Raw genomic sequence first — 24,552 nt, 5'->3', positions numbered from 1 at the left:
CCATGCCCCCCCGCTGCTGCTGGTGTTTTTGCCCACCGCGCCGCCCGGGGGCGGGGCGCCCGTGCCCCGCCCCCACCGCCGCCGGGGGGGGCGGGCCTGTCGCCGCCCGCCCCGCGGCGACGGCGGACGCCGCCGCTCCGGGCTCCGGGCCGTGCGGCGGCGCGCCCTCGCCGCACCTCCCCGCCCGTTGCCGGGAATTGGCAATCCGTTGCACCTGGTGCAACCCGCGGCCCGCGTCGAAGACTCAGGAGGAACCCTCGAACGGACCGCAGCGAAAGGCGCATCGATGTTCACCGGAGTCGTCCGGCAGGCGGCCGCCTGCCAGCGCGCAGTGGTGGTGGCCCTGGCCCTGCTGCCCGTGGTCATGGTGACCGCGGCCTGCCTGCCCGCCGTCCTGCTCCTGCCCGCGTTCCCCGGCGGTGTCCGCCGCCTGTCGGCGCTGCTCACCGCGTTGCACCGCTGGACGGACACCGTGCTGTCGCGGAGCTAGGGTCGGTCTTCGCCCCCGCCTGCCCCACGGCCCCCCGGCGCGGGTTCGAAGACGACGCTAGCCGTCCAGCGCCGCCGTCAGGTCGATCTCCACCAGCTGGCCGGTGTAGCCGAGGGCGGCGACGCCCAGCAGGGTGCTGGCGGTGGAGAACGCGGGGGCGAGCGGTCCGGCCTGGAGGTGGTGCCAGGCGGCGGCCAGGACGTCCGCCCGGTCGCCGACGACGTAGATCACCGAGCGGACCACCTGCTCGGGGCCGGCCCCGACGGCGGCGAGGGCGGTGAGCGAGTTGGCCACCACCTGGTCGATCTGGGCGAACAGGTCGCCCTCGCCGACCAGCGTGTCGGTGCGGTCCATCGGGCACTGGCCGGCCAGGTGGGCGGTGCGGCCGGCCTCGACGACGGTGATGTGCGCGTAGCCGCCGGTGGGGTGGAGCTCGGCGGGGCTGATACGAGTGATCCCGGTCATCCGTCGATGGTCGCCCGGAACGGCGCGCCCCGCACCCGGTTTTCCGCCGGCCCGGGCTCAGTCGTTCTCCCGGGCGTGCCGCGAAAGGGCGGACGAGGCCAGGGAGTTGTGGATGGAGAAGGCGACGGTGCCGGGCAGGTAGCGGTCCTGGGACCACTCCACGGGCGTGCCGGTCGGGTCCGTGGTGCGGCGCTTCTCGCGCAGCAGCGGGCTGCCGCGGCGGCAGCCGAGCAGGCGGGCGTCGTCGGCGTTGGCGCCGACCACGTCGATGGTGTGGTCGGCGTCGGAGAACAGGATGCCGTGCTCGCGCAGCGGTTCGGTGTGCGAGACGGCGTCGGGCGGCAGTTGGGCGACGAGTTCGCCGACCCGGGGCGGGTAGACGGTGCGCTCGACCATCACGGGGGTGCCGGACAGCGTGCGCAGCCGGAGCATCACGTACACCTCGGTGCCCGGGTCGAGGCGCAGCTGTTCGCGTTCGGCGGCGTCGGCGGGCCGGCGGACCATGGAGTCCAGCCGGCCGCCGGGCTCCTCGCCCATCGAGCGGGCCCAGTGGGTGAAGGAGAGCAGCTCGGAGAAGGACTGCACGCGGGCGCTGCCGAGGACGACCCGGCGGGTGCCGCGGCGGGAGGTGACCAGGCCGTCGGCGCGCAGCAGCGCGAGGGCCTGACGGACCGTTCCCCGGGAGACGCCGTACTGCTCGGCGAGGGCGCCCTCCGCCGGCAGCCGTCCGGCGTCGCCGAACGAGCCGGAGGTGATCGCTTCGCGCAGGTCGGCGGCCACCTTGCGGTAGAGCGAGCCGGCGGCGCGGTCCTGGTCGAGTGCCACGTGCGTCGAGTTCCCTTGGCTGGTAAGGAGATTGGGCTGTGTCCGCGGCGTGATCGCGCGTACACCATTGACTGTAACCGCTGCCGGCGTCCCCTCCCGCGCCGGGCGCGACCGTTCCGACAGCCGCCCCCTGCACTGGGCCGTCCGTTCACTTTCCCGTCACCGGCCTCGGGCGTACTTACCTCGGGCGACGGAAGTTGGCTGGCCAACTTGGCCAGGAGGTTCCGCGCCGCGCACCGAATCCTTCTCGCGATCTCTGCAGCTCCCCTTCCTCCAGGAGACCCTCCCGTGACCGTGCACCGCCACCGCGCCGCCGCCCTCGCGGCCGTGCTGACCGCTGCCGCGCTCTCCCTCTCCGCCTGCGGCTCCGCCGGCTCGACCGCCAAGTCCGGCGACGCCAAGGGCGGCGCGGGCAACGCGAAGACCGCCACCTCGCTGGCCGACTTCGGCGGCATGGACGGCCTGGTCGCCGCCGCGAAGAAGGAGGGCAAGCTGCACGTCATCACCCTCCCGCGCGACTGGGCCAACTACGGCAAGCTGATGGACGACTTCAAGGCGAAGTACGGCATCGAGATCGAGGACGAGAACCCGGACGGCTCCAGCCAGGACGAGATCAACGCGGTCAAGTCCCGCAAGGGCCAGGACCGCGCGCCCGACACCCTGGACCTGGGTTCGGCGTTCGCCCTGTCCGCCGCCAAGGAGGGCCTGCTCGCCCCGTACAAGGTCGCGGCCTTCGACAAGATCCCGGACACCATGAAGGACCCGGCCGGGCTGCGGGTCAACGACTACGGCGGCTACATCTCGATCGGCTGCGACGCCAAGAAGGTCGCCAACTGCCCGAAGACCTTCGCCGACCTGCTGAAGCCCGAGTACAAGGGCCAGGTCGCGCTGAACGGCAACCCGACCAAGTCCGGCTCGGCGTTCGGCGGCGTGTACGCGGCCGCGCTCGCCAACGGCGGTTCGCTGGACAACATCCAGCCCGGCATCGACTTCTTCGCCAAGCTGAAGCAGTCCGGCAACTTCAACCCGGTCGAGTCGACCCCGGCGACCGTCGAGAAGGGCGAGACCCCGATCTCGATCGACTGGTCGTACCTGAACGCCGGCTACACCGACGAGTTCAAGGGCAAGGGCGTCGACTGGAAGGTGTCCGTCCCCTCCGACGGCTCCTACGCCCAGTTCTACAACCAGGCCATCAACAAGGACGCCCCGCACCCGGCCGCGGCCCGCCTGTGGATGGAGTACCTGTACTCGGCCGAGGGCCAGAACGGCTTCCTGGGCGGCTACGCCACCCCGGCGCTGTTCGACTCGATGAAGAAGGACGGCACCCTGGACACCGCCGCCGCGGCGAAGCTGCCGGCCGTCGAGAAGCCGTTCACCACCTTCCCCAGCTCGGAGCAGATCGACGCGGCCAAGAAGGTCGTGACCGAGAACTGGGCCAAGGCGATCGCGGGCTGATCACCGACATGACCACGGCTCCCACCCCGGTGCCGGCCCCGGCCGCCGCTGACCCCAGCGGCGGCCCCCGGGCCGCCGGCGCCGCCACCGCACCCCCCACCTCCCCGCACTCCGCCCCGCCGCCCGCGAAGCGCAGCCCGCTGCGCGGCAAGGCCTGGCTGGCGACCCTGCCGCTGCTGCTGTTCTTCCTGGTCGGGTTCGGCCTGCCGGCCGTCGCGATCGTCACCGGGGCGTTCACCGTCTCCAGCGACGCGGAGACCGGCGCCGGCTCGTTCACCACCGCGAACCTCACCGACTCGGTGCAGGGCGCCTACTGGACGGCGCTGGTCTCCAGCGTGAAGCTGTCCGCGCTCACCGCGCTGATCGGCACCGTGATCGGCGTGCCGATCGCCCAGGCGGTCCTCACCTCCCGGTTCCGGATGCTGCGCGAGGCGGTGCTGACCGCCTCCGGCGTGCTCGCCAACTTCGGCGGCCTGCCGCTCGCGTTCGCGTTCGTCGCGACCCTCGGCAACGCCGGCGAGCTGACCAAGATGTTCCACCTGACCGACCACGGCTGGTCGCTGTACAGCTTCACCGGCCTGACCGTCGCCTACCTGTACTTCCTGGTGCCGCTGATGGTCCTCACCATCACCCCCGCCCTGGAGGGCCTGCGGGTCCAGTGGCGCGAGGCCGCCCAGAACAACCGGGCCACCGCCCTCCAGTACTGGCGGCACGTCGCCCTGCCGATCCTGTTCCCGTCGCTGCTCGGCGGCTTCGTGCTGCTGTTCGGCTCGGCGTTCGCCGCGTACGCCACCGCCGCCGCGATGGTCGGCGCCACCGTTCCGCTGATCAGCCGTCAGATCGCCGACGCGCTGTCCGGCAACGTGCTGACCGGCCAGGGCAACCTGGCGCTGGCGCTCAGCCTGGACATGATCATCGTCGCCGTCCTGGTGATGGCCGTCTACCTGCCCCTCCAGCGCCGGAGTGCCCGATGGCTCAGCTGATCTCCCGACTCCGGGTCTGGCGCGGGGCCGTCCTGCTGCTGGCCGGCCTGTACTTCCTGATCCCGATGGCCGCCTCGGTGTGGTTCTCGATCGACGACGTCAACGGCATCTCCTTCGACGCGTACACCGGACTGCTGTCCGCCCCCGGCTTCACCGACAGCCTGGTGCTCACGCTGGAACTCGCCGCCGTCACCGTCGTGGTGCTGCTGCTCCTGCTGGTGCCCGCGATGATCGCCGTCCGGCTCGGCTCGCCGAAGCTCCGCCCGGTCCTCGAAGTGGTCTGCACCCTCCCGCTGGTGGTGCCGCCGGTCGCGCTGACCGCCGGCCTGATCGGCGTGCTCCGCTGGGGCCCCGACTACCTGATGGACACGCCGTTCTTCCAGACCTTCGTGTTCGTCCAGCAGCCGCAGTTCCCGCTGGTCCTGGTGATCGCCTACGTGCTGATGGCCCTGCCGCTCGCCTACCGCGCCCTGGACTCCGGCCTGCGCGCCGTGGACGTCCGCACCCTCGTCGAGGCCGCCCGCAACTGCGGAGCGAGCTGGCCCCGCGCCGTCGTGTCGGTGATCCTGCCGAACCTGCGCGGCGCGCTGCTGAACGCCTCCTTCCTCACCCTGGCCCTGGTCCTCGGCGAGTTCACCACCGCCTCGATCCTCGGCTTCCAGCCCTTCGCCGTGTGGATCTACTCGGTCGGCAACAGCCAGGGCCAGATGTCCGTCGCGGTGTCCGTGCTCAGCCTGCTGATCACCTGGGTGCTGCTGCTCCTGCTGGCCGCCGCCGGCCGCGAGCGCCGCCACAAGACCGCCACCGCCTCCTGAGCCTCCCCCGGAGACACCACCCATGAGCACCGCCACCGTCGCCCCCACCACCAGCGCCACCGTCGAATTCCGCTCGCTGCGGCGGCAGTTCGGCACCACCACCGCCCTCGACGGCCTCGACCTGACGGTCGAGCCGGGCGAACTCCTCGCCCTGCTCGGCCCGTCCGGCTGCGGCAAGACCACCGCGCTGCGCATCCTCGCCGGGTTCGAGACCCACGACTCCGGCGAGGTCCTGGTCGACGGCGAGGACATCACCCGGATCCCGGCCCACAAGCGCGACGCCGGCATGGTCTTCCAGTCCTACAGCCTCTTCCCGCACCTCACCGCCGCCGACAACGTCGCCTTCGGCCTCCGCATGCGCGGCGTCGCCAAGACCGAACGGCGCAAGCGCGCCCAGGAGTTGCTGGAACTCGTCGGCCTGCCGCAGCGCGCCGAGCACTACCCCCACCAGATGTCCGGCGGCCAGCAGCAGCGCATCGCGCTGGCCCGCGCCCTCGCCCTCCAGCCGCGCGTCCTGCTCCTCGACGAGCCGCTGTCCGCGCTCGACGCGAAGGTCCGCCTCTCGCTCCGCGAGGAGATCCGCCGCCTCCAGCAGGAACTCGGCATCACCACCCTGTTCGTGACGCACGACCAGGAGGAGGCCCTCTCGATGGCCGACCGGGTCGCGGTGCTGCGCGCCGGCCGGCTCGAACAGTGCGCGACGCCCTCCGAGCTGTACTCCCGGCCCGCCACCGCCTTCGTCGCGGAGTTCGTCGGCACCATGAGCCGCATCCCGTGCTCGCGCACGGCCGACGGCCAGGTCGAGGTCCTCGGCCGCCGCCACGCCGTGGACGGCGCCCTCCCCGCCGACGGCGACCTGCACGTCCTGGTCCGCCCCGAGAACGTCGAACTCGCCCCCGCGGCGGACGGCCCCGCCCAGGTGGTCGCCGCCTCCTTCCTGGGCGCCGTCACCCGGCTCACCGTCCGCCTCCCCGACGGCACCGAGATCAAGTCCGACCTCCCCACCGAGGCGGCCACCGCCCTCCCCCTCGGCACCCACGCCACCCTCGCCCTCCCCACCCGCCCCGTCCTCGTCGACCGCGCGCCCTGACGCCCGCCCGACCCTCCAGGGGTGCGGGGAACTGCGCGAAGCGGAAGGCAACGGCCCGGAGCCCGCCCCCGGCGGGCAGTTGCACCCCGCCCCCGAACCCCTCGCCTCTCGCGTCGGCGCCCTCGTCGACGCCCGACAAGCCCCCGTAAGGTACCGCCATGCCTGCATCCCGCCCCTCCGCCGTCCTGTTCGACATGGACGGCACCCTGGTCGACACCGAGCACCTCTGGTGGCAGGCCGCGGCCGAACTCGCCGCCGAGCTCGACCTGACCCTCACCGACGCCGATCTCCCGGACGTCCTCGGGCAGGCCGTCGAGCACACCGCCGCCCATCTGCACCGCGCCTCCCGCACGTCCCGCCCGGAGGGCGATCTCGTCGCGCACCTGAACGACGCCTTCGCCGCCAAGGTCGCGGCCGAGATCGTCCCCCGCCCGGGCGCTCTCGCCCTGCTGTCCGCGCTCCGGGAGGCGAACGTCCCCGCCGCGCTGGTCTCGGCGTCCCCGCGTCGCGTCGTGGACCTCGTCCTGGACGCTCTCGGCCCGCACTGGTTCGCCACCACGCTCGCCGCCGAGGACACCCCGCGCACCAAGCCCGCCCCGGACCCGTACCTGGCCGCCGCCGAGCGTCTCGGCCTCGCGCCGGCCGCCTGCGTCGCCGTCGAGGACACTCCGACGGGTGTCGCCTCCGCGCACGCCGCGGGCTGCGCCGTCCTCGCGGTGCCGTCCGCCGTTCCGATCGCGGCGGGCGACGGGATCACCGTGCTGGACAGCCTTGAGCAGGCGGACCTCGCGTTCCTCGGCTCGCTGACGGCTTCGGCTTCCTGATGCCGTATCTGCTGCTCGCCCTGGCGATAGCGAGCGAGGTCTGCGCCACCAGCCTGCTCAAGCTCACCGAGGGCTTCTCCCGGCTGTGGCCGAGTCTCGCGGTCGGCGCCGGCTACGTGCTGTCGTTCTACCTGCTGGGCCGTGCGCTCAAGCACATACCGGTCTCCGTCGCGTACGCCGTGTGGTCGGGCGCGGGCACGGCGGCGGTCGCCGCGATAGGGGCCACGTTCTTCGGTGAGTCGCTGGGCCGGCTCCAGTGGGCGGGGATCGCCCTGGTGATCGTCGGCGTGGTCCTGCTCAACCTCCGCTCCACCCACTGACCTGCGGCGGAGACCCGGCTGCCCGCCGCACCGCCGATCGGCGGCATCCCCGCACGCCCTCGGACGCCGCCCTCTCCCGGATCGCCGCCTCTCGCGGCAGGCCGCGCCCGAACGGCCCTGCAGCGGCTGCGCGGCCCGCTCGCCCACTGCCCGGCCGGATCTGACGGTCCGCCACCGCCCGGGGGCGGCGCCCCGGCCGTCCGGGGAGCCGGCCGGGGCGGGCCGCCGGAACTGCCCGGACGAGGCCGCCGACCCGACGGAGACCGCCGCGTTCGGGATACCTCGCCCCGGAGGACGGGACCGCACCGCCCGGGTCGCGCGACGCCCGCCCGCCCGCCCGCCCGGTGCCCACCGGCCTGCCGCTCCTCGCCGTCCTCGCACTGGCCGTGGTGGGCGCGATCGCCCCCTCCACCACGTCCGGCGAGCCGCCCGCCGAGCGCCGTTCCCCGTACGATCCCGCCGTGAGCATCCAGTCCACCCTGGCCAAGGCCGCGGCCGATCTGCACCGGGGCCGGGTCGACCTGGCCCGACGACGCCTGCACGGCCTGCTGGCCGGCCACCCCGCCGATCTGACGGTCCGCCAGGCCCTCGCCGAGACCTACCGGCACCACCCGCAGCCGAGCGAGGTCGGCCGCTGGAACTACCTCGACGACTCCCTCACCACCACCGAACTCGCCGCCTTCGAAAAGCGGTTCCGCGACCCGGCGCGCCGCCTCGCCAACCTCCGCTGGCCCGACCCCGCCCACAACCCACCCGCGACCCGCACCGCCCGCCGCCGCCTCGCCGCCCTCCACCGCGAGGCCACCGGCGCCGCCCCCGCCTGGCCCGCCCACCGGAGGGACGCCGTCGCCCGCCCCCCGGCCCCGCGGGATCCCAACGCACGGCCGAAGCGCAGCTGGCCGGAACCCCCGGAGCACCTCTGGGCGTGGCGCTTCGGCCTGCTGGCCTCCCTCGCGGCCCTGGTCTGGCTCTACCTGCGCTGACGGTCGCTGCGCGCCGCCGTCCCGACCGGGACTCCTCCGGTGCGGACGGCGGCCCCGCTTCCCGTCGGAGGTCCGCTACTTGAGCGAGTCGCGCAGCGCGTCCACCCGGGTCGCGGAGGCGGTGAACGCCTCGCGGTCGAGGTCGCCGGCGTCGAGTGCGGAGGCGAGTGCGGCCGCGGCCTGGTCGCCCTGGGCGACGTCGCGCGCGGAGCAGAGGAGGAGGTCGACTCCGGCCCCGGCGACGGCGAGGGCCCGTTTCGAGGTGCCGCCGACCGGGTCGAGGGCCTTGGCCTCCAGCGCGTCGGTGACGGTGACGCCCCGGTAGGCGAGGCGGCCCCGGAGTTCGTCGCGGACGACGGTGCCGGACATGCCGGCGGGGTGGTCGGGGTCGAGCGCGGGGTAGATCGCCCAGGAGAGCATGACGAGTTTGACGTCGGCGGCGACCGCGTCGCGGTAGGGGCGTTCGTCGACGGCACGCAGCTGGTCGAGCGGGAGGTTCAGGGTGACGGGTTCCTCGTCGGTGTTGGCGCCGGCGGGGGCGCTGCCGAGGCCGGGGAAGTGCTTGGCGGTGGCGGCGACGCCGGCGGACTGCTGGGCCTTGATGAACGCGGAGCCGAGCCTGCCGACGGTCGCCGGGTCGGTGCTGTAGGAGCGCTGGGCGCTGTCGGCGAAGTCGCCGGGGGTGCGGTAGACGTCGAGGACGGGCGCCAGGTTGAGGTTGAGTCCGTAGCCGGAGAGCGTCGCGGCGGCCTCGCCGCCGGTTCGGGTGGCGGCGGCGGTGGGGTCGGCGGCCCGGCCGACGTCCTTCGCGGACTGCCCGGGGCCGCCGGGCAGCCGCCGCACCAGGCCGCCTTCCTGATCGGTCATCAGCAGCAGCGGCCGGGGGTGCGGGCTCTGCTGTTCGGCCTGCCGGAGCTGGTCGACGGCGGTGCGCAGGACGAACGGGTCGCTGCCGACGTTCTCGGCGAAGAAGATCACGCCGGCCACCCGGCCTTCGCGGATGCGCTGCAGCAGTGCGGCGGGCGGGGTGGTGCCGGGGTACGAGTAGACGATCCGCTGCCCGGCGAGGTCGGCGGAGCCGGCGGCGGTGGGGGTCGGCGTCGGACTGCCGGTGGGGCTGGGGGACGGGCTCGGGCTGGGTGTCGGACTCGGGCTCGGGGACGGGCTGGCGGGCACGGCGCTCCCGGTCGGCTCGGCGCTGGTGGTGGCGGGGCTCGGGGACGGGCTGCTGCCACCGCCGGTGCCGGGCGATCCGCAGCCGGCGGCCAGCGCCGTTCCGAGAGCGAGCAGTCCGATCGACCTCAGTGACAGTGCCATGCCATCAGATAAGCATGCGAATGACCGGCAAACCAGCACCGCGGGACCCCGGAGCGTCGCCGCCCCGGAGCCCCGCGCCGGCGCTCCGACCACCCGTCAGCCGAGCAGGATCCCCGGCAGTTCGGCGATCGAGCCGAGCACGTGGGTGGCGCCGTCGGCGCGCAGCCGCGCCTCGTCGTGGGCGCCGGTGAGCACGCCGGCCACCACGGACGCGCCGGCCCGGGCGCCGGTGAGCATGTCGTAGCCGGTGTCACCGGCCACCGCCATCTGCCGGACCGAGTCGGTGCGGGTGCGCAGCAGCGCGGTGAGCGCCAGGTCGGGGTAGGGGCGGCCGCGGCCCGCGTCGGCCGGGCACAGCGTCAGGTCGGCGACCGACCGCCAGCCGAGGGCGTCCAGGATGCGGTCCTGGGTGGTGCGGGAGAAGCCGGTGGTGAGGACCACTTTCCGGCCCCGGCCGCGCAGTTCGGCGATCGCCTCGGCGGCGCCGGGCAGCGCCTCGCAGTGGCCCTGGTCGACCAGGGCCTCGTACGCGGCCTCGAAGGCCAGGTTGGCGGCCTGGGCGCGGTCCTCGTCGCCGAACAGGTGGCGGAAGACCGAGATCTTGGACTCGCCCATGGTGGCGCGGACGTGTTCCAGCATGGCGGCGTGCTCGGGGCTGCCGGTCTCGACGCCCTGGGAGCGGGCGGCGGCGGCGAAGGCGAGCTCCACCAGGCCGTCGTCGGCGACGGTGGTGCCGGCCATGTCGAGCACCACCAGGGTCACATCGTGCGTGGTCATGTTCTGCCTCTGCGGTGGGAGCTGACGGGTGTTCAGAGACCGGCGGCGTCGGCGGTGGCCTCGGCGATCGCGGGCGAGCAGGTCATGCCGCGCCCGCCGGGGCCGGTGACCAGCCAGGCGCCGTCGGCGACCTGCTGACGGTGCACCACCCGGGTGGTGTCGACGCACTGGGCGTAGACGCCGGCCCAGCGGCGGCGGATCTTCGGCAGCGGCCGGCCGAGCAGTTCCCCGGCGACGGCGGCGACGTGCTCGTACGGGTCCTCGACGACGTCGAAGCCGAACGGCTGCTCGTACTCGTGGGTGTCGCCGACGGTCAGGCCGCCGTCCTTGCGCTGGACCATCAGCAGCTGCATCTTGTGCTCGGCGGCGACCGGGGGCTGCGGCTGGCCGGCGCGCAGCGCGTCCAGTCGGGGGCCGGCGAAGGCGGGGTAGTAGCGGAACGAGTCGCCGTCGGCGACCGAGGTGGTGAGGGTCTCGCCGAGCGGGTCGGTCTGCATCATCTGCAGGCGCACCCGGCGCACCGGCAGGTCGGGGGCGAGTTCGCGGACCAGGCCGCCGAGCCAGGCGCCGGTGCACAGGATCACCAGGTCGCCCTGGTGCAGCCGCCCGTGGTCGTCGCGGACGGCGGCGGAGCCGACCACTTCGCGGACCTCGCGTCCGGGCAGGAAGGTGTAGCGGCCGGTGGCCTCCAGCGCGGCGCGCAGCGCGGGCTGGGCGACCCGGGACTCGACGGCGCCGTCGCGGGTGCAGTGCAGGCCGCCGAGGAAGCGTCCGCGCAGGGCCGGGTTGACGGCCCGGACCTCGTCGGGGTCGAGCAGCCGGTAGCCGCGGGCGGCGGCGTCGGGCATCGTGACGGCGGCTTCGGCGACGGCGAGTTCGGCCTCGGTGCGGGCCAGGGTGAGCGAGCCGTTGGCGCGGAACCACAGGCCGGGGACGCGGGCGCCGATCCGCTCCCACAGTTCGCGGGCGCGCAGCGCGACCTCGAGTTCCTCGCCGGCGGCGCGTCCGCTGACCCACACCAGTCCGAAGTTGCGGACGGACGCGCCGCGCGCCTCGGCCTCGCGCTCCAGGTGGACGACCTCGTGGCCGCGCTCGACGGCCTGCCAGGCGTGCATGGTGCCCAGCACCCCGGCTCCTACGATGATGACCTTCATGCGGACAGGCTCGGGCGTCGAGGTGGCCGCAGGTCGTCCGGCTCCGGTCGGGCAGGTGAACCGCCCGCAAGAGTTGTCCATACAACCTGGGGGCGGGCCGACGGGCCGTCAGCGCACCACCCGCGCCCGCAGGTAGTTGCGCCGCCCGAATCGCGGCTCGTCGACGGCGGTGAGCTCCTCCACCTGGAACCGGTACAGCGCGGCCGCGCCCCGGCCGGCCAGGAACTGTTCGCGCACCTCGGGGTCGCGGGCGAAGTCCGGGTAGCGGCCCCGGTAGGCGGCGAGCGCAGCCTCCGCCTGCCTGCCCCAGGCCTCGCAGGCCCGGCCGGTGAGCTGGATGCCGCGCAGCTGCTCGCCGTAGACCGGCGGGGGGAGGTGGACGGTGGCGGCGGCCCGGGCGTCCTCGGCGAGGTGCAGGCTGTGCCGGGTGGAGCGCTCGCTGACGAAGTAGAGCACCAGGTCCGCGTCGAAGGCGTAGAACGCCAGGTTGGCGTGCGGCCCCCGTTCGTGGCCGGCGGTGGCCAGGCTGAGCACCGTGCTGTCCGCGAGCAGGCCCTCCACCCCCTTCCCGAGCTCGTCCGCGGGCCAGTTCCCCTGGGTGACGTCGAGTCGGTACGGCATGGCGCATCCCTCCGCAGAGCTGCAGAAAACACCGAGCCGGGCGGGGGTCCGTCTCCGACCCCGGCCCGGCTCACATGCTCTCCCTGCGCGGCGCGGCGGCACAAGGGTCCGACCGGCCCCGACCGCCCGTCAGGCCGCCCCGGCGCCCAGGACCGGCCCGAGCGGCCCGGTGCGCAGCCGGTCGACCAGCGGCGCGGCCCGCCCGGCGAGCAGCGCCAGAACGGCCGCCACCACGACGCCGACCACGGCGCCGACCACCACGTCGTGCGGGTAGTGCGCGCCGACCCACACCCGGGAGGCGCCCATCAGCACGGCGGCGAGCAGGCCGATCCACCCCAGGCGGCGGTCGGCGAACCAGAGCGCGGTGGCGGCGGCGAACGCGATCACCGTGTGATTGCTGGGGAACGACCAGTCGCCGGCGGCGGGGCAGGCCTCCAGCGGGACGGTGCCGGCGATCTGCTGGCAGGGCCGGACCTCCTCGACCATCCCCTTGAGCACCGAGTTGGCGAGGTACGCGAACACCACGATCAGCGGCGAGGCCAGCACCCGGGCCATCACCGCCGAGTCCGCGGCCCGGGCCCGCCACCAGGCCCACACCATGAGCAGCGCGAAGACGCCGAGGCCGTACGCCGACCACTCGGTGACCAGCCGGTCGAGCCAGTGCGGCGCGCTCCCGGCCCACCCGGTGATCCGGGTGTAGAGGCCGCCGTCGATGCCGCTGCCGTCGTACGCGAGCAGGCGGGCGGGGGGATGAACATTCGGGATCACAGGGACAACATGTACCAGAACGGACGCGTGCTGCGGCTCACTCGCCGCTCCGAGCGACGTTCCGAGGACCCCGTCGAGGGGCAGGGACTGGGGCAAGGCTGGCGGACCTCCCGTTACGTTGGGGGGTGTCCGTCTCGGGGCCACCCCCCGGGCGTCTACAGTGGTGTAGACGTCGATCGACGGAACTGTAGACGAACGCCGGAGGTTCGCGCGACATGACGGACTCGACCGCCCGCCGCCCGGCGGGGGAACTCGAAGCCCAGGTGCTCGCCGCCCTCTGGGCCGCCGGCGCCCCGCTCACCCCCCAGCAGGTGCAGGACGCCGTCGACGCCGACCTGGCCCGCACCACCGTCGCCACCATCCTGGCCAGGCTGCACGAGAAGGGCACCGTCGCCCGCACCAAGGCGGGCCGCGCCTTCGCCTACACCCCCACCGTCCAGGACGCCGACGGCCTCGCCGCCCGCCGGATGCGCACCGAACTCGACCGCGGCCGCGACCGCTCCACCGTCCTCGCCCGGTTCGTCTCCGACCTCTCCGACGAGGACGAGCGCCTGCTCCGCGGCCTGCTCGGGGAGCAGGCGTGACCATCGCCGTCTGGGCCCCGCTGCTGCTGCCGCTGCTCGCCGCCCCACTGGCCCGCCGCCTCGCCGAGCAGCTCGCCCCGCGCGCCGCCGCGCTCACCCTGGCCGCCACCGCCGCCGCCCTCGGCACCGCATCGCTGGCCTCGCTCGGCCTGCTCGCCGTCACCGGCCTGCTGCACCTGCCGTACGCCGCCGCACTCGCCCACCTCGCCCCCGGCCACTGGCACCCCGGCGCACTGGCCGGCACCGAATGGGCGCCCGCCGCCGTCGCCGCCGCCCTCGCCCTGCTGGTGATCGGCGCGCTCGCCGCCCGCACCGCCCGCCGCCAACTGGCCGACCTGCGCCGCGCCCGCCGCACCACCGGCGACGCCCCGGTCGGCCTGCGCGGGCTGCTGCGCCGCAGCGACCCGGCCGCCGCCGCCCTCACCGTCCTCGACGACGACCGCGCCGACGCCTACGCCCTGCCCGGCCGCCCGCCCCGGATCGTCGCCACCAGCGGCATGCTGGCCGCGCTCAGCGCCCCCGAGCGGGCCGCGCTGCTCGCCCACGAACGCGCCCACCTGACCGGCCGCCACCACCTGCTGCTGGCCGCCGCCGAGTACGCCGCCGCCTGCCACCCGGCCCTGCGCCCGCTGCGCGCCCCGCTCGGCTACCACCTCGAACGCTGGGCCGACGAGTGCGCCGCCGCCGAGGTCGGCGACCGGACGCTCACCGCCCGCGCCATCGGCCGGGCCGCGCTGGCCGCCTCCCGCGCCCCCGCCGACCCGCGCCCCCGGCTGGCCCCCGCCGCGGCCGGCGGGCCGGTGCCGCAGCGGGTCCGCGCCCTGCTCGCCCCCGGCCCGCCGCGCCGCCGCCGCGCCGTGCGCACGCTGGCCGCGCTCGCACTGGCCGGCTGCCTGGCCGCCACCGCGGCCACCGCCGCCGAGGCCGGCCACGACCTCCACCGGGCGGTCGAGACCGCCCAGGGCGAACGCCCCGCCCAGCACGGCTGAGCCGGCCCGCCGCGCCGCCGCCGAAACCGACCAGTGTCCACCGGCGGCCGCCCGGCGGACGACTCTTCTTCCCGGCCCGGCGTGTCCACGCCGACCGGCCTTACGCTGGCAGCCGACGGCGAGACGGGGGGTACGAATGCAGCGCGGAACCAGGGGCGCCGACCGGCCGCCGACCCGGGCGCACGCCCCGGCCCGGGCGTACGACCGGGCCATGGCGGGCGAGCGGCCCGCACCCGGCGACCGCTCCGTCCGCCCCGAGATCGAGGACTCCTGGGCCCGGCTGCGCCGCCTCGGCCTGGACCCGGAGCGCTCCCGCGAGACCCACCGCCTGCCGCCCGCCGAACTGGAGGAACTGCGCCGCGCCACCGGCCTCGCCCCGGTCCTCCCGGTGCTGCGCGCCACCCTGTTCGATCCCGGCGACTCCGCGCCGCTGGTGCTGGCGGTCTCCGACCCCAAGGCCCGGATCCTGTGGATGGAGGGCGGGCACCGGCTGCGCCGCGCCGTGGACGCGATCGGCTTCGAACCGGGCGCGCTCTGGTCCGAGGACGCGGTCGGCACCAACGGCATCGGCCTCGCCGCCCGCACCGCGAGGCCCTCCCAGGTGCACTCCGCCGAGCACTACCTGCGCAGCCACCACACCTGGACCTGCTTCGGCGTGCCGATCCGCGACCCGCGCACCGGCCGCCCGGCCGGCGTGGTCGACCTCAGCGGCCCCGCCTCCGGCGGCCCCCACTACCTGCGGCAGCTCGCCCTGACCGCCGCCCGGCTCGCCGAGACCGAACTGCGGGCCGCCCACCTGGAGGCGCTGCACCGGCTGCGCACCGTCGCCGTGCCGCTGCTGGCCCGCTTCGGCGGCCCCGCCCTGGTCGTCGACCCGGCCGGCTGGACGGCCGCCGCGGTCGGCGTCCCCGGCCCGCCCCGGCTCGCGCCCCCGCCGGACAGCTGGGAGCACGGCGGCGTCCACTTCGTGCCGGCCCTCGGCGAGTGCGCGGTGGAGCCGCTGGCCGACGGCTGGCTGCTGCGCCCGAGCGGACCCCGGCCCGCCGACCCGGCCGAACGCCCCGGGCCGGGCCTGGTGGAACTCGACCTGCGCCGCCCGGAACGCCCCGAACTGCGGGTGAACGGCAGCGCCGGCTGCTGGTCGCACACCCCGAGCCCGCGGCACACCGAACTGCTCCTGCTGCTCGCCCTGCACCGGGACGGCCTGAGCGCCGCCGAACTCGCCGAGGCGCTGTTCGCCGACCCGGCGCGCACCGTCACCGTCCGCGCCGAACTCTCACGGCTGCGGCGGCACCTGGGCCCGCTGCTGGAGGCCCGCCCGTACCGCCTGTCGGCCTGCGCCGAGGTGTCGGTGTTCGGCCCCGACGACCCGTACGACCTGCTGCCGGGGTCGGCCGCGCCCGCCGTGCGGGCGCTGCGGTCCGATCTGGCGCACGGCGCGCTGCGGCTGCCCCGGGCGGCCCAGGGCGCTCAGCCCTCGGCCAGCAGCTGCGCCAACTCCTCGTCACTGGGCAGCAGTTCGCCCGCCCGGCCGTCGGGCACGATCCGGTAGGTGCGTTCCAGCCAGGCTTTCACCTGCGGCCGGGACGCCTCCAGCAGCGCGCTGCCGTGCGGAGAGTCCAGCGCCAGGTGCAGGGTCGCGCCGTGGCAGGGGCAGTGCGCGGGCCACAGCTTGACGTCGCCCTGGCCGCTGAGCGAGTCCAGCCCGTCGCGCAGCAGGTCGCGGGAGAACACCCAGTCCGCCTCGTCGGGCCGCCCCAGGTGGAAGGTCAGGCGCACCTCGTACGGGGCCGCGGCGTCGTAGCGGAACCGGGTGCGCACCTCGCCGACCAGGTCCTGGTCGAGCGCGATCCGCAGCACCAGCACCTCCTCCACCGCACGGGGTGCGGCGGCGCCGTCCGGCTCGCCGCCCGTGGGGGTGGCGGCGAGCGGACGGTCGGACGGGGCGGACAGCGGGTCGCACGGCATGACGATCTCTCCGAAGCGGCTGGGTACCCGCCCAGCGTGCTCCGGCGCACCGGCGCCCGCAACGGTTGCATGGGGTTGCACCCGGCGCACCGGGTGGCGAATTCCGGCCACCCCGGGCCGCCGGTGGTCGCCAACCGGCCACACCGGCAAGGGACTCGATTCGGACGCCGGTTCGGTCCGGGATCTGGCGGTCCGTCAGACCGCTGGTAGTCTCGTCCCTCCCGCGCCGTTCGTCCGGGCCGGCCCCGGGCGGTGGACGGGTGCGGCGTCACGTCCGGTCCGGACGCCCGACGCGGACCAGACCAGGAAGGGGAGCCCGGTGGCGCTCCGCGAGCACTCCCGGCCCGTCGCCGCGGGCCGCACCGGACGGCACGGCCGGCCCCGGCCCTTCGGCGGGCGGCTGCGGCTGCCCACCATCCGTTTCTCCGGCGCGGCGATGGCGATGTCCACCGTGGTCGGGATCAGCCTGGCCACCACCTGGCTGCTGAACGAGCAGCAGCAGATCGGCCGCCGCCCCGGCGTCACCGTCGGCGGCCCGCCCGCGCCCAGCCCGGACCCGTCCGAGCCCACGGCCGACGCCACCCCCGTCGAAGGGCCCGCCACCACGCAGGCCGCGCCGCTGCCCGGCCACGGCTCGGCGAGCCCGACCGTCCGCCCCGGCGCCCGCCCGGCGGCCGTCACCGCCACCCCCGTGCCGACCGCGTCGGCCGGCAGCCCGGCGGCCCCGTCGACCACCCCCGCGCCGTCGCCGTCGCCGCTGCCCACCGGCCCGGCCGCGCCGTCGCCCGCCGCGAGCGGCACCGGCTCCCCGCTGGCCCCGACGCCCTCGCCGTCGGCGACGCCGCGACCCGACCTGCAGCCGCCCGTCCCGTCCGCCTCCCCCGTGCCGACCCACCCGCTGAGCGGCACCGCCTGGGTGGACGCCCTGGGCCGGGCCGGCACCCGGCACACCGTGCAGGTGCGGCTGGACGAGACGATGACCGCCCTTCAGGTCGAGTTCCGGCTCGCCCGCCCCGCCGCGCTGCCCGGCACCGTCCCCGCCACCGACCTGCCGGGCGCCGTCGCCACCGTCGCGCTGGAGCGCGACACCCTGGTGTACCGCTTCACCACGCCGTCCGACCTCCCGCTGGCGCCGGGCCTCTACACCTTCACCGTGACCGGCGCCCTCGCCGCCCCGGGCCCCACCACCCCCGAGACCTGGACGGCCTCCGCCTTCGCCCTCCCCACCACCCGCGCCGTCGCGGCCCGCGGCAGCTTCTGACGAACCCGAAGTTCAGGGCTCGGAGGAACGGCGAGGGCCCCTTCAGTGCCCCGGGCAGCGGCGAGAGCCCCTTCAGGGGCTCGGGGAACGGCGAGGCCGAGTCTGCGGAGGATCAACGGGGCGCGAATCGGTCCCGTGGTTTCGGGCCCCCGCCGTAAGGCCCGCCGCAAGCCGACCCTCCGCCGTCCCCGACCCTCCGCCGCCCCCGACCCCCCGCAGACCCGGCCTCACTGTTCCCCGAGCGCCTGCCTCACCGGACCTGTTCGAACGCCGCCCTGATCGCCCGCGTGCGCCGCAGATCGTCCGTGCAGTCCGCCAGGTTGCGCCGCAGCGACGGCGTCAGCCCCTGATCGCCGAGCGCGGTCTCGGCCGCGGCCACCACCTCCGGCTCGGCCCGGGCGACCGGGAACAGCGTGCTGCCGAGCAGCCGCGCGATGATGTCGCCGCGCTGCGCGGCCTCGCCGATCCGCTCGAAGAACCGCAGCGCGTAAGCGGTCTGCTCGGCCTCGTCGCCGGAGGCCCAGAAGCCGCGGGCGGTGGCCTCCAGCAGGCGGTTGGACATCGCGTCGGGCGTGAAGAGGTCCCGCCAGGCGCGGGCCTTGGCCTCGCTGCCGGGGAGGGCGGCGCGGCAGCGGGCGGCGCCGAACTCGGCCTCGGTGCCGGGCTCGCGGGCGAGTTCCGCGGCGATCCGGTCCTCGTCGAGTTCGCCGAGCGAGGCCAGCCGGGCGAGGCCCGCCCAGCGCAGCTCGGGGCCGATCTCCAGCCCGGCCGGGAGGCCGTCGCCGGCCAGCCAGCCGCGCAGTTCGGCGAGCTGCTGCGCTCCGCCGGAGCTCTCCACGGCGGCGCGCAGCGCGGCCAGCCGGATGCCGTCGCTGCCGCCGGCGGCGAGCAGCGCCCGGGCGGTGCGGCTGACGGCGGCCAGGCCCTCGGTGCGGCGCTCGCCGGTCAGGTGGCGGTCGGCCACGTGGACGCGGGCGAAGGTGAGCACCGTCTCGACGATGGCGTCGCTGGTCTCGGCGGGCAGGTGGCGCTCCATCAGGCGGAGGTACTCGGCCGGGTCGAGCTCGGCGTCGCGGACCAGGTCGCGGGCGTGCTCCCAGAGCACGGCGCGGGTGACGTCGTCGCCGATGTCGGACAGCGATTCGGTGACGAGCCGCCAGGAGTGCGCGTCCAGGCGGATCTTGGCCCAGGTCAGGTCGCCGTCGTTGGGGACGACCAGCTGTGCGCCGGCCTGGACCAGGGCGGGCACGGCGACCCGGCGGCCGGGGCCGATCTCGACGGCGGCGCGGCCGGCCGGGACGAGCCGGCCGTCCTCGATCCGGTGGCCGCCGACCTCGATCAGGTGCGGCCGCTCGCCCTCGTTGACCACGGTGAGCGCGGTCAGGGTGCCGTCGGCGGCGCGCTCGGTCTCGGCGCGCAGGGTGTCGACGCCGCTGGTGCGCAGCCAGGCGTCGGCCCAGCCGTGCACGTCGCGGCCGCTGGCGGTGGCCAGCGCGGCCAGGAAGTCGGGGAGTTCGGCGTTGCCGTACAGGTGGTCGGCGAAGTACGCGTTGAGGCCGGCGAAGAACGCCTCGTCGCCGAGCCAGGCGACCAGCTGGCGCAGCGCGGACGCGCCCTTGGCGTAGGAGATGCCGTCGAAGTTGACCATCGCCTCGGCGACCGAGCGGGTGCCGTTGCCGGCCACCGGGTGGGTGGAGGAGCGCTGGTCGGCGTCGTAGCCCCAGCCCTTGCGCTGGGCGGCGAACGCCGTCCAGGTGCCGGTGAAGCGGGTGGACTCGGCGGCGATCCGGTAGCCGAGCATCTCGGCGAACGACTCGTTCAGCCACAGGTCGTCCCACCAGCGCATGGTGACCAGGTCGCCGAACCACATGTGGGCCATCTCGTGGCAGATCACCATGGCGCGGCGCTCGTGCTCGGCCTCGGTGGCCGGGGAGCGGAACAGCATCTCGTCGCGGAAGACCACGCAGCCGGGGTTCTCCATCGCGCCCCAGTTGAACTCGGGCACGAACGCCTGGTGGTACTCGCCGAACGGGTAGCGCTCGTCGAAGAGTTCGTGCAGCCGGTCCAGCGAGGCGGCCGTCACCTCGAACAACTCGGGGGCTTCGCGGTCGAGTTCGGCGGCCAGCGAGCGGCGGGCGTGCAGGCCCAGCGGGATGCCGTCGTGCTCGCCGTACACCGAGTGCAGCGGGCCCGCGACGACGGTGAACAGGTAGGTGGAGATCGGCTTGGTGGCGGCGAACTCCCAGTGCCCGCCGTCGGACTTGACCGGTGCCCCGTTGGCGACCAGGGTCCAGTCCTCGGGGGCGGTGGCGGTGAGGGTGATCGGTGCCTTCAGGTCGGGCTGGTCGAAGCAGGCGAAGACCTTCGCGGCCAGGTCGGGGCCGCAGGTGGCGTACAGGTAGACGGCGTCGTCGGCGGGGTCGGTGTAGCGGTGCAGGCCCTCGCCGGTGCGCGAGTAGCGCATCTCGGCCTCGATCAGCAGCTCGTTCTCGGCCCGCAGGCCGGGCAGCGCGAGGCGGTTGCCGTCCAGGTCGGCCACGTCCAGCGGCTGCCCGTTCAGCACGGCCCGGTGCAGGGCGGCCGGCTCCAGGTCGACGAAGCTGTCGGCGCCGGGCTCGGCGCACCCGAACCGGATCACGGTGGTGCTGCCGAACCGGTCCGGCCCGCGGGTCAGATCCAGGTCGACGGTGTAGCCGCGGACCTTCAGGAGGCGGGCACGGACAGTTGCTTCGGCTCGTTGCAGTGCTGGCATGACTGCATGCTCGCCGAGCCCGCCCGGGCCCGGCAAGCGTGTGCGACCGGGATTCGCTGGCGGCGTACCGCGGCGGGCCGGGCGGGTTGGCTAGGGTGGTCGCGGCGGCGAGTCTAGGAGGAGCACGTGACGTCTGTTCTGGTGCAGGGCGGCAACGCGCCGCTCGGTGCGGGCCGGGTCGTGGTGGAGGTCACCGCACCCAAGCAGCTGGACGTGTCGGGGCTGCTGCTCACCCAGTCCGGCAAGGTCCGTTCGGATGCGGACTTCGTGTTCTTCAACGCCCCGACCGGCCCGGGCGTGACGCACCGTCCGGCCGCCGGCGGCGCCCCCGACGCGATCGCCGTCGACACCTCCGGCGTGCCCGCCGACATCACCCGGATCGTGGTCACCGCCTCGCTCGACGACCGGCAGGCCACCTTCGCCGGCACCGAGCCCACCGCGACCGTCCGGGACGCCGACAGCGGCCGCGAGCTCTTCACCTTCACCCCGCCCCGACTCGGCCCGGAGACCGCCCTGGTGGTGGTCGAGGTGTACCGCCGCGGTGCCGAGTGGAAGATCCGCGCCGTCGGCCAGGGCTACGCCAACGGCCTGGCCGGCATCGCCACCGACTTCGGCGTCTCCGTCGAGGACGCGCCGCCGGCCGCCGCCCCCTCCGCACCGCCGGCCTCCGCCGTCCCCTCCGCGCCTCCGGCCCCGCCCGCGCCGCCCGCCGCGCCGCCGGTGCCCACCGCCCCGGCGTCCGCCGCCCCGCCGCCGATGCCGTCCGGCTCCCCCGCCGTCGGCAAGATCACCCTCGACAAGGGCCGGGTCAACCTGGTCAAGGGCGGCTCGGTCTCCCTGGAGAAGGCCGGCAAGCCGTTCCTCGCCTCGGTCCGGATGGGCCTGGGCTGGGAGCCCGCCGCCCGCGGCCGCGGCATCGACCTGGACGCCTCGGTGATCGCCTTCGACGCCCGGCGGGAACGGCTGGAGACCGCCTGGTTCATGAAGCTCTCGGTCTTCAACGGCGCGATCGCCCACTCCGGCGACAACCTCACCGGCAAGGGCGGCGGCGACGACGAGTCCATCACCGTCCACCTCGGCGGCCTGCCCCCCGAGGTGTGCGGCCTGGTCTTCGTCGTCAACTCCTTCTCCGGCCAGAAGTTCACCGACGTCAAGAACGCCTACTGCCGCCTGGTCGACGCCGGCACCGGCGAGGAACTCGTCCGCTTCGACCTCACCCACGCCGAACCGCGCACCGGCGTCGCCATGTGCAAACTCGTCCGCCAGTTCTCCGGCGAATGGGTCATGACCGCCCTCGGCGAGTACGTCGACGCCAAGACCGCCCGCTCCATGGTCAAGCCCGCCGCCGCCATGCTGTGAGCCCGCGAACGGCGGCAGCACCCTGGAAGGCCGACGGGGCCCGCGGCGTCGTGCCGCAGGCCCCGCAGGGGAGTTGACCGGGCGTCAGCCGCGGGTGGCCATCGCGCGGAGGAAGAAGGTCAGGTTCGCGGGGCGCTCCGCGAGGCGGCGCATGAAGTAGCCGTACCACTCCTGGCCGTAGGGCAGGTACACGCGCATGGTGTTGCCGGCCTCGGCGAGGCGGAGCTGCTCCTCGGGGCGGATGCCGAAGAGCATCTGGTACTCGAAGGAGGTGACGTCGCGGCGGTTCCACTCGGCCAGCTGGCCCGCGATCTTGATCATGTTGGGGTCGTGCGAGGCCACCATCGGGTAGCCCTGACCGGCCATCAGGACCTTCAGCGCGCGGACGTACGCGAGGTCGACCTCGCGCTTGCCCTGGAAGGCGACCGACTCGGGCTCCTTGTAGGCGCCCTTGCAGATCCGGACCCGGGAGCCCTCGTGGGCGAGGTCCCGGCAGTCGGCCTCGGTGCGGCGCAGGTAGGCCTGGAGGACGACGCCGAGCCACGGGAAGTCGGCGCGCAGCTCGCGGGCGATGCCCAGGGTGGAGTCGGTGGTGGTGTGGTCCTCCATGTCGAGGGTCACCGTGGTGCCGGCGTCGGCGGCGGCCTGGCAGATCCGGCGGGCGTTCTCCAGCGCGATCTTCTCGCCGTCGACGGGCAGGAACTGGCCGACCGCGGAGAGCTTGACGGAGACCTCGGCGTCGGCGGCGAGGCCGGTCTCCTTGAGGGCGGTCAGCAGGTGCTCGTAGGCCAGGGCGGTGGCGGCGGCCTGGTCGGCGTCCTTGGTGTCCTCGCCGAGGTGGTCGAGGGTGACCTTGCGGCCGCTGTTGACCAGCGTCTCGGTCGCGCTCACGCCCTGGTCGAGGCGGTCGCCGGCGACGAAGCGCTCGACTATCGCGTGGGTGGGCGGGAACTTCTCGACCATGGTGCGCACCTGCGGGGAGCGCGAGGCGGCGAGGAGGGCGGAACGGAGCATCGTGGACTCCCGATCAAGGATCAGCTGGTGGGGAGAGGCGCGGGGCGGCCGGGGTGGCGGCCGCCCCGCAGGGGGCACTGGGCCTGGTCAGCCCATGTGCGGGTAGCGGTAGTCCGTCGGCGGGACGAACGTCTCCTTGATGGACCGGGTGGACGTCCAGCGCATCAGGTTCTGCTTGGCGCCGGCCTTGTCGTTGGTGCCGGAGGCGCGGCCGCCGCCGAAGGGCTGCTGGCCGACGACGGCGCCGGTCGGCTTGTCGTTGATGTAGAAGTTGCCGGCGGCGTTGCGCAGCACGTGCATGGCGTGCTCCACGGCCTCGCGGTCCTGCGCGATGATCGAGCCGGTCAGTCCGTAGGACGACACCGACTCCATCTGCGCGAGCATCTCGTCGTACTTCTCGTCCTGGTAGACGTGCACGGCGAGGATCGGGCCGAAGTACTCGTCCTTGAAGTACTCGGCCTCCGGGTTCGCGCAGACCAGCACGGTCGGGCGGACGAAATAGCCGACCGAGTCGTCGTAGGTGCCGCCGGCCAGGACCTCGACCTCGGGGTCGGCCTGGGCGCGGTCGATCGCGGCCTTGTTCTTGGCGAACGAGCGTTCGTCGATGACGGCGCCCATGAAGTTCGCCAGGTCGGTGACGTCGCCCATGGTGAGCCACTCGACCTCGTCGCGGAACTCGTCCTTCAGCTCGGCCCAGATCGACGCCGGGACGTACGCACGGGACAGCGCCGAGCACTTCTGGCCCTGGAACTCGAAGGCGCCGCGGGTCATCGCGGTCTTCAGCACGGCCTTGTCGGCGGACGGGTGGGCGACCAGGAAGTCCTTGCCGCCGGTCTCGCCGACGATCCGCGGGTAGGTGCGGTAGCCGGCGATGTTCTCGCCGACCGTGCGCCACAGGTGCTGGAAGGTGGCGGTGGAGCCGGTGAAGTGGATGCCGGCCAGCGCGGGGTGCTTGAGCGCGACCTCGGAGACGTCCAGGCCGTCGCCGGTGACCATGTTGATGACGCCCTTGGGCAGGCCGGCGGCCTCCAGCAGCTGCATCAGGTAGTGCGCGGCGAACTGCTGCGTGGGGGACGGCTTCCAGATCACCACGTTGCCCATCAGCGCGGGCGCGGTCGGCAGGTTGCCGGCGATCGCGGTGAAGTTGAACGGGGTGATCGCGTAGACGAAGCCCTCCAGCGGGCGGTGGTCGCTGCGGTTCCACACGCCCTCGGAGGAGATCGGCTGCTCGGCCAGGATCTGCCGGGCGAAGTGCACGTTGAAGCGCAGGAAGTCGACCAGCTCGCAGGGGGTGTCGATCTCCGCCTGCTGGGCGGTCTTCGACTGGCCGAGCATGGTGGCGGCGGCCAGCGTCTCGCGCCACGGGCCGGCCAGCAGGTCGGCGGCGCGCAGGAAGATCGCGGCGCGCGAGTCGAAGGAGAGCGCCTGCCACGCCGGCGCGGCGGCCAGCGCGGTGTCGATGGCCTCGCGCGCGTCGTCCTGGGTGGCGTTGCGCAGCGTGCCGAGCCGGGCCGCGTGGTTGTGCGGCTGCACCACGTGGAACTCGGAACCGCCGCCGAGGCGGCGCTCGCCGTTGATCGTCATGGTGAGCTGGATCGGCCCCTGGCCGCCCAGCTCCTTCAGCTTCGCCTCCAGGCGGGCCCGCTCGGGGCTGCCGGGGGCGTAGCTGTGGACCGGCTCGTTCACCGGCGCGGGGACCTGGGTCACAGCATCCATGGCGCGCACGCTCTCCTTCTCG

General features: G+C 74.8%; 24 protein-coding genes. 13 read left to right on the top strand and 11 right to left on the bottom strand.

Annotated elements, in window-relative coordinates; all coding sequences use genetic code 11:
- Nucleotides 1-286: 286 nt before the first annotated feature.
- Complete coding sequence (locus ACFV1L_RS12490) at nt 287-490, top strand: hypothetical protein (protein WP_380365226.1); 204 nt, start codon at nt 287-289, stop codon at nt 488-490.
- A 57-nt stretch (nt 491-547) separates the two neighbouring features.
- On the opposite strand, the gene ACFV1L_RS12485 is transcribed toward ACFV1L_RS12490, so the two are convergent.
- Nucleotides 548-955 (bottom strand): RidA family protein, encoded by a 408-nt coding sequence (locus ACFV1L_RS12485; RefSeq protein ID WP_380365225.1) that lies wholly within the window; start codon nt 953-955, stop codon nt 548-550.
- 57 nt (nt 956-1,012) lie between these two features.
- Complete coding sequence (locus tag ACFV1L_RS12480; RefSeq protein ID WP_380365224.1) at nt 1,013-1,780, bottom strand: GntR family transcriptional regulator; 768 nt, start codon at nt 1,778-1,780, stop codon at nt 1,013-1,015.
- A 288-nt stretch (nt 1,781-2,068) separates the two neighbouring features.
- Between ACFV1L_RS12480 and ACFV1L_RS12475 the strand changes: the two genes are divergently transcribed.
- The 7 genes from ACFV1L_RS12475 (at nt 2,069) to ACFV1L_RS12445 (ending at nt 8,250) form a co-directional block, all read left to right on the top strand.
- Complete coding sequence (locus ACFV1L_RS12475; RefSeq protein ID WP_380365223.1) at nt 2,069-3,235, top strand: ABC transporter substrate-binding protein; 1,167 nt, start codon at nt 2,069-2,071, stop codon at nt 3,233-3,235.
- A gap of 8 nt (nt 3,236-3,243) precedes the next feature.
- Entirely contained in the window at nt 3,244-4,218 is a 975-nt protein-coding gene (locus ACFV1L_RS12470) for an ABC transporter permease (RefSeq protein WP_380365222.1), read from the top strand.
- A complete protein-coding gene (locus tag ACFV1L_RS12465; RefSeq protein WP_380365221.1) occupies nt 4,206-5,033 on the top strand; it encodes an ABC transporter permease in 828 nt (275 codons plus the stop codon). The genes ACFV1L_RS12470 and ACFV1L_RS12465 overlap by 13 nt, the downstream gene beginning before the upstream one ends.
- Before the next feature lie 22 nt (nt 5,034-5,055).
- Nucleotides 5,056-6,123 carry an ABC transporter ATP-binding protein gene (locus ACFV1L_RS12460; protein ID WP_380365220.1) on the top strand — a complete coding sequence of 356 codons (1,068 nt, stop codon included), beginning with the start codon at nt 5,056-5,058 and terminating at the stop codon, nt 6,121-6,123.
- 158 nt (nt 6,124-6,281) lie between these two features.
- Nucleotides 6,282-6,947, top strand: a complete 666-nt coding sequence (locus ACFV1L_RS12455; RefSeq protein WP_380365219.1) for an HAD family hydrolase — start codon at nt 6,282-6,284, stop codon at nt 6,945-6,947.
- The gene (locus tag ACFV1L_RS12450) at nt 6,947-7,267 is read left to right on the top strand and encodes a DMT family transporter (RefSeq protein ID WP_380365218.1); all 321 of its coding nucleotides are present in this window, start codon (nt 6,947-6,949) and stop codon (nt 7,265-7,267) included. The genes ACFV1L_RS12455 and ACFV1L_RS12450 overlap by 1 nt, the downstream gene beginning before the upstream one ends.
- Before the next feature lie 344 nt (nt 7,268-7,611).
- Entirely contained in the window at nt 7,612-8,250 is a 639-nt protein-coding gene (locus tag ACFV1L_RS12445; RefSeq protein ID WP_380365217.1) for a DUF6584 family protein, read from the top strand.
- Nucleotides 8,251-8,325: 75 nt separating this feature from the next.
- On the opposite strand, the gene ACFV1L_RS12440 is transcribed toward ACFV1L_RS12445, so the two are convergent.
- The 5 genes from ACFV1L_RS12440 to ACFV1L_RS12420 form a co-directional block, all read right to left on the bottom strand.
- Complete coding sequence (locus ACFV1L_RS12440) at nt 8,326-9,567, bottom strand: glycoside hydrolase family 3 N-terminal domain-containing protein (RefSeq protein WP_380365216.1); 1,242 nt, start codon at nt 9,565-9,567, stop codon at nt 8,326-8,328.
- Between the two features lie 96 nt (nt 9,568-9,663).
- Nucleotides 9,664-10,344 carry a phosphonatase-like hydrolase gene (locus ACFV1L_RS12435; protein WP_380365215.1) on the bottom strand — a complete coding sequence of 227 codons (681 nt, stop codon included), beginning with the start codon at nt 10,342-10,344 and terminating at the stop codon, nt 9,664-9,666.
- A 32-nt stretch (nt 10,345-10,376) separates the two neighbouring features.
- Complete coding sequence (locus ACFV1L_RS12430; RefSeq protein WP_380365214.1) at nt 10,377-11,498, bottom strand: TIGR03364 family FAD-dependent oxidoreductase; 1,122 nt, start codon at nt 11,496-11,498, stop codon at nt 10,377-10,379.
- 108 nt (nt 11,499-11,606) lie between these two features.
- Nucleotides 11,607-12,119 carry a pyridoxamine 5'-phosphate oxidase family protein gene (locus ACFV1L_RS12425; protein WP_380365213.1) on the bottom strand — a complete coding sequence of 171 codons (513 nt, stop codon included), beginning with the start codon at nt 12,117-12,119 and terminating at the stop codon, nt 11,607-11,609.
- Between the two features lie 129 nt (nt 12,120-12,248).
- Nucleotides 12,249-12,887 (bottom strand): phosphatase PAP2 family protein, encoded by a 639-nt coding sequence (locus tag ACFV1L_RS12420; protein ID WP_380365212.1) that lies wholly within the window; start codon nt 12,885-12,887, stop codon nt 12,249-12,251.
- Nucleotides 12,888-13,102: 215 nt separating this feature from the next.
- On the opposite strand from ACFV1L_RS12420, the gene ACFV1L_RS12415 reads away from it, so the two are divergent.
- The 3 genes from ACFV1L_RS12415 to ACFV1L_RS12405 all read left to right on the top strand — a co-directional run bounded on the left by ACFV1L_RS12415 (nt 13,103) and on the right by ACFV1L_RS12405 (nt 16,012).
- Nucleotides 13,103-13,471 carry a BlaI/MecI/CopY family transcriptional regulator gene (locus ACFV1L_RS12415; protein ID WP_380365211.1) on the top strand — a complete coding sequence of 123 codons (369 nt, stop codon included), beginning with the start codon at nt 13,103-13,105 and terminating at the stop codon, nt 13,469-13,471.
- Nucleotides 13,468-14,460 (top strand): M56 family metallopeptidase, encoded by a 993-nt coding sequence (locus tag ACFV1L_RS12410; protein ID WP_380365210.1) that lies wholly within the window; start codon nt 13,468-13,470, stop codon nt 14,458-14,460. The genes ACFV1L_RS12415 and ACFV1L_RS12410 overlap by 4 nt, the downstream gene beginning before the upstream one ends.
- Before the next feature lie 136 nt (nt 14,461-14,596).
- A complete protein-coding gene (locus ACFV1L_RS12405) occupies nt 14,597-16,012 on the top strand; it encodes a GAF domain-containing protein (RefSeq protein ID WP_380365209.1) in 1,416 nt (471 codons plus the stop codon).
- Here ACFV1L_RS12405 and ACFV1L_RS12400 read toward each other — a convergent pair.
- Complete coding sequence (locus ACFV1L_RS12400; RefSeq protein WP_380365208.1) at nt 15,931-16,428, bottom strand: SsgA family sporulation/cell division regulator; 498 nt, start codon at nt 16,426-16,428, stop codon at nt 15,931-15,933. The two genes, ACFV1L_RS12405 and ACFV1L_RS12400, sit on opposite strands and share 82 nt — an antisense overlap.
- A gap of 319 nt (nt 16,429-16,747) precedes the next feature.
- Here ACFV1L_RS12400 and ACFV1L_RS12395 point away from each other — a divergent pair, with 319 nt between their 5' ends.
- Nucleotides 16,748-17,689 (top strand): hypothetical protein, encoded by a 942-nt coding sequence (locus ACFV1L_RS12395; protein ID WP_380365207.1) that lies wholly within the window; start codon nt 16,748-16,750, stop codon nt 17,687-17,689.
- A gap of 250 nt (nt 17,690-17,939) precedes the next feature.
- On the opposite strand, the gene pepN is transcribed toward ACFV1L_RS12395, so the two are convergent.
- On the bottom strand, nt 17,940-20,441 hold the full coding sequence (gene pepN / locus ACFV1L_RS12390) for an aminopeptidase N (RefSeq protein ID WP_380365206.1): 2,502 nt from the start codon (nt 20,439-20,441) through the stop codon (nt 17,940-17,942).
- Nucleotides 20,442-20,579: 138 nt separating this feature from the next.
- Between pepN and ACFV1L_RS12385 the strand changes: the two genes are divergently transcribed.
- On the top strand, nt 20,580-21,800 hold the full coding sequence (locus ACFV1L_RS12385; protein ID WP_380365339.1) for a TerD family protein: 1,221 nt from the start codon (nt 20,580-20,582) through the stop codon (nt 21,798-21,800).
- Nucleotides 21,801-21,884: 84 nt separating this feature from the next.
- Here the strand turns inward: ACFV1L_RS12385 and ACFV1L_RS12380 are convergent, their stop codons facing one another.
- Both ACFV1L_RS12380 and pruA read right to left on the bottom strand, forming a co-directional pair.
- Nucleotides 21,885-22,814 carry a proline dehydrogenase family protein gene (locus ACFV1L_RS12380; protein ID WP_380365205.1) on the bottom strand — a complete coding sequence of 310 codons (930 nt, stop codon included), beginning with the start codon at nt 22,812-22,814 and terminating at the stop codon, nt 21,885-21,887.
- Between the two features lie 87 nt (nt 22,815-22,901).
- Nucleotides 22,902-24,530, bottom strand: coding sequence for an L-glutamate gamma-semialdehyde dehydrogenase (gene pruA / locus ACFV1L_RS12375; protein ID WP_380365204.1), 1,629 nt, complete (start codon nt 24,528-24,530; stop codon nt 22,902-22,904).
- Nucleotides 24,531-24,552: the final 22 nt, after the last annotated feature.

Source organism: Kitasatospora sp. NPDC059646, from assembly GCF_042734615.1.
Taxonomy (GTDB): Bacteria; Actinomycetota; Actinomycetes; order Streptomycetales; family Streptomycetaceae; genus Kitasatospora.
This window is presented reverse-complemented; position numbering and strand designations above follow the sequence as displayed.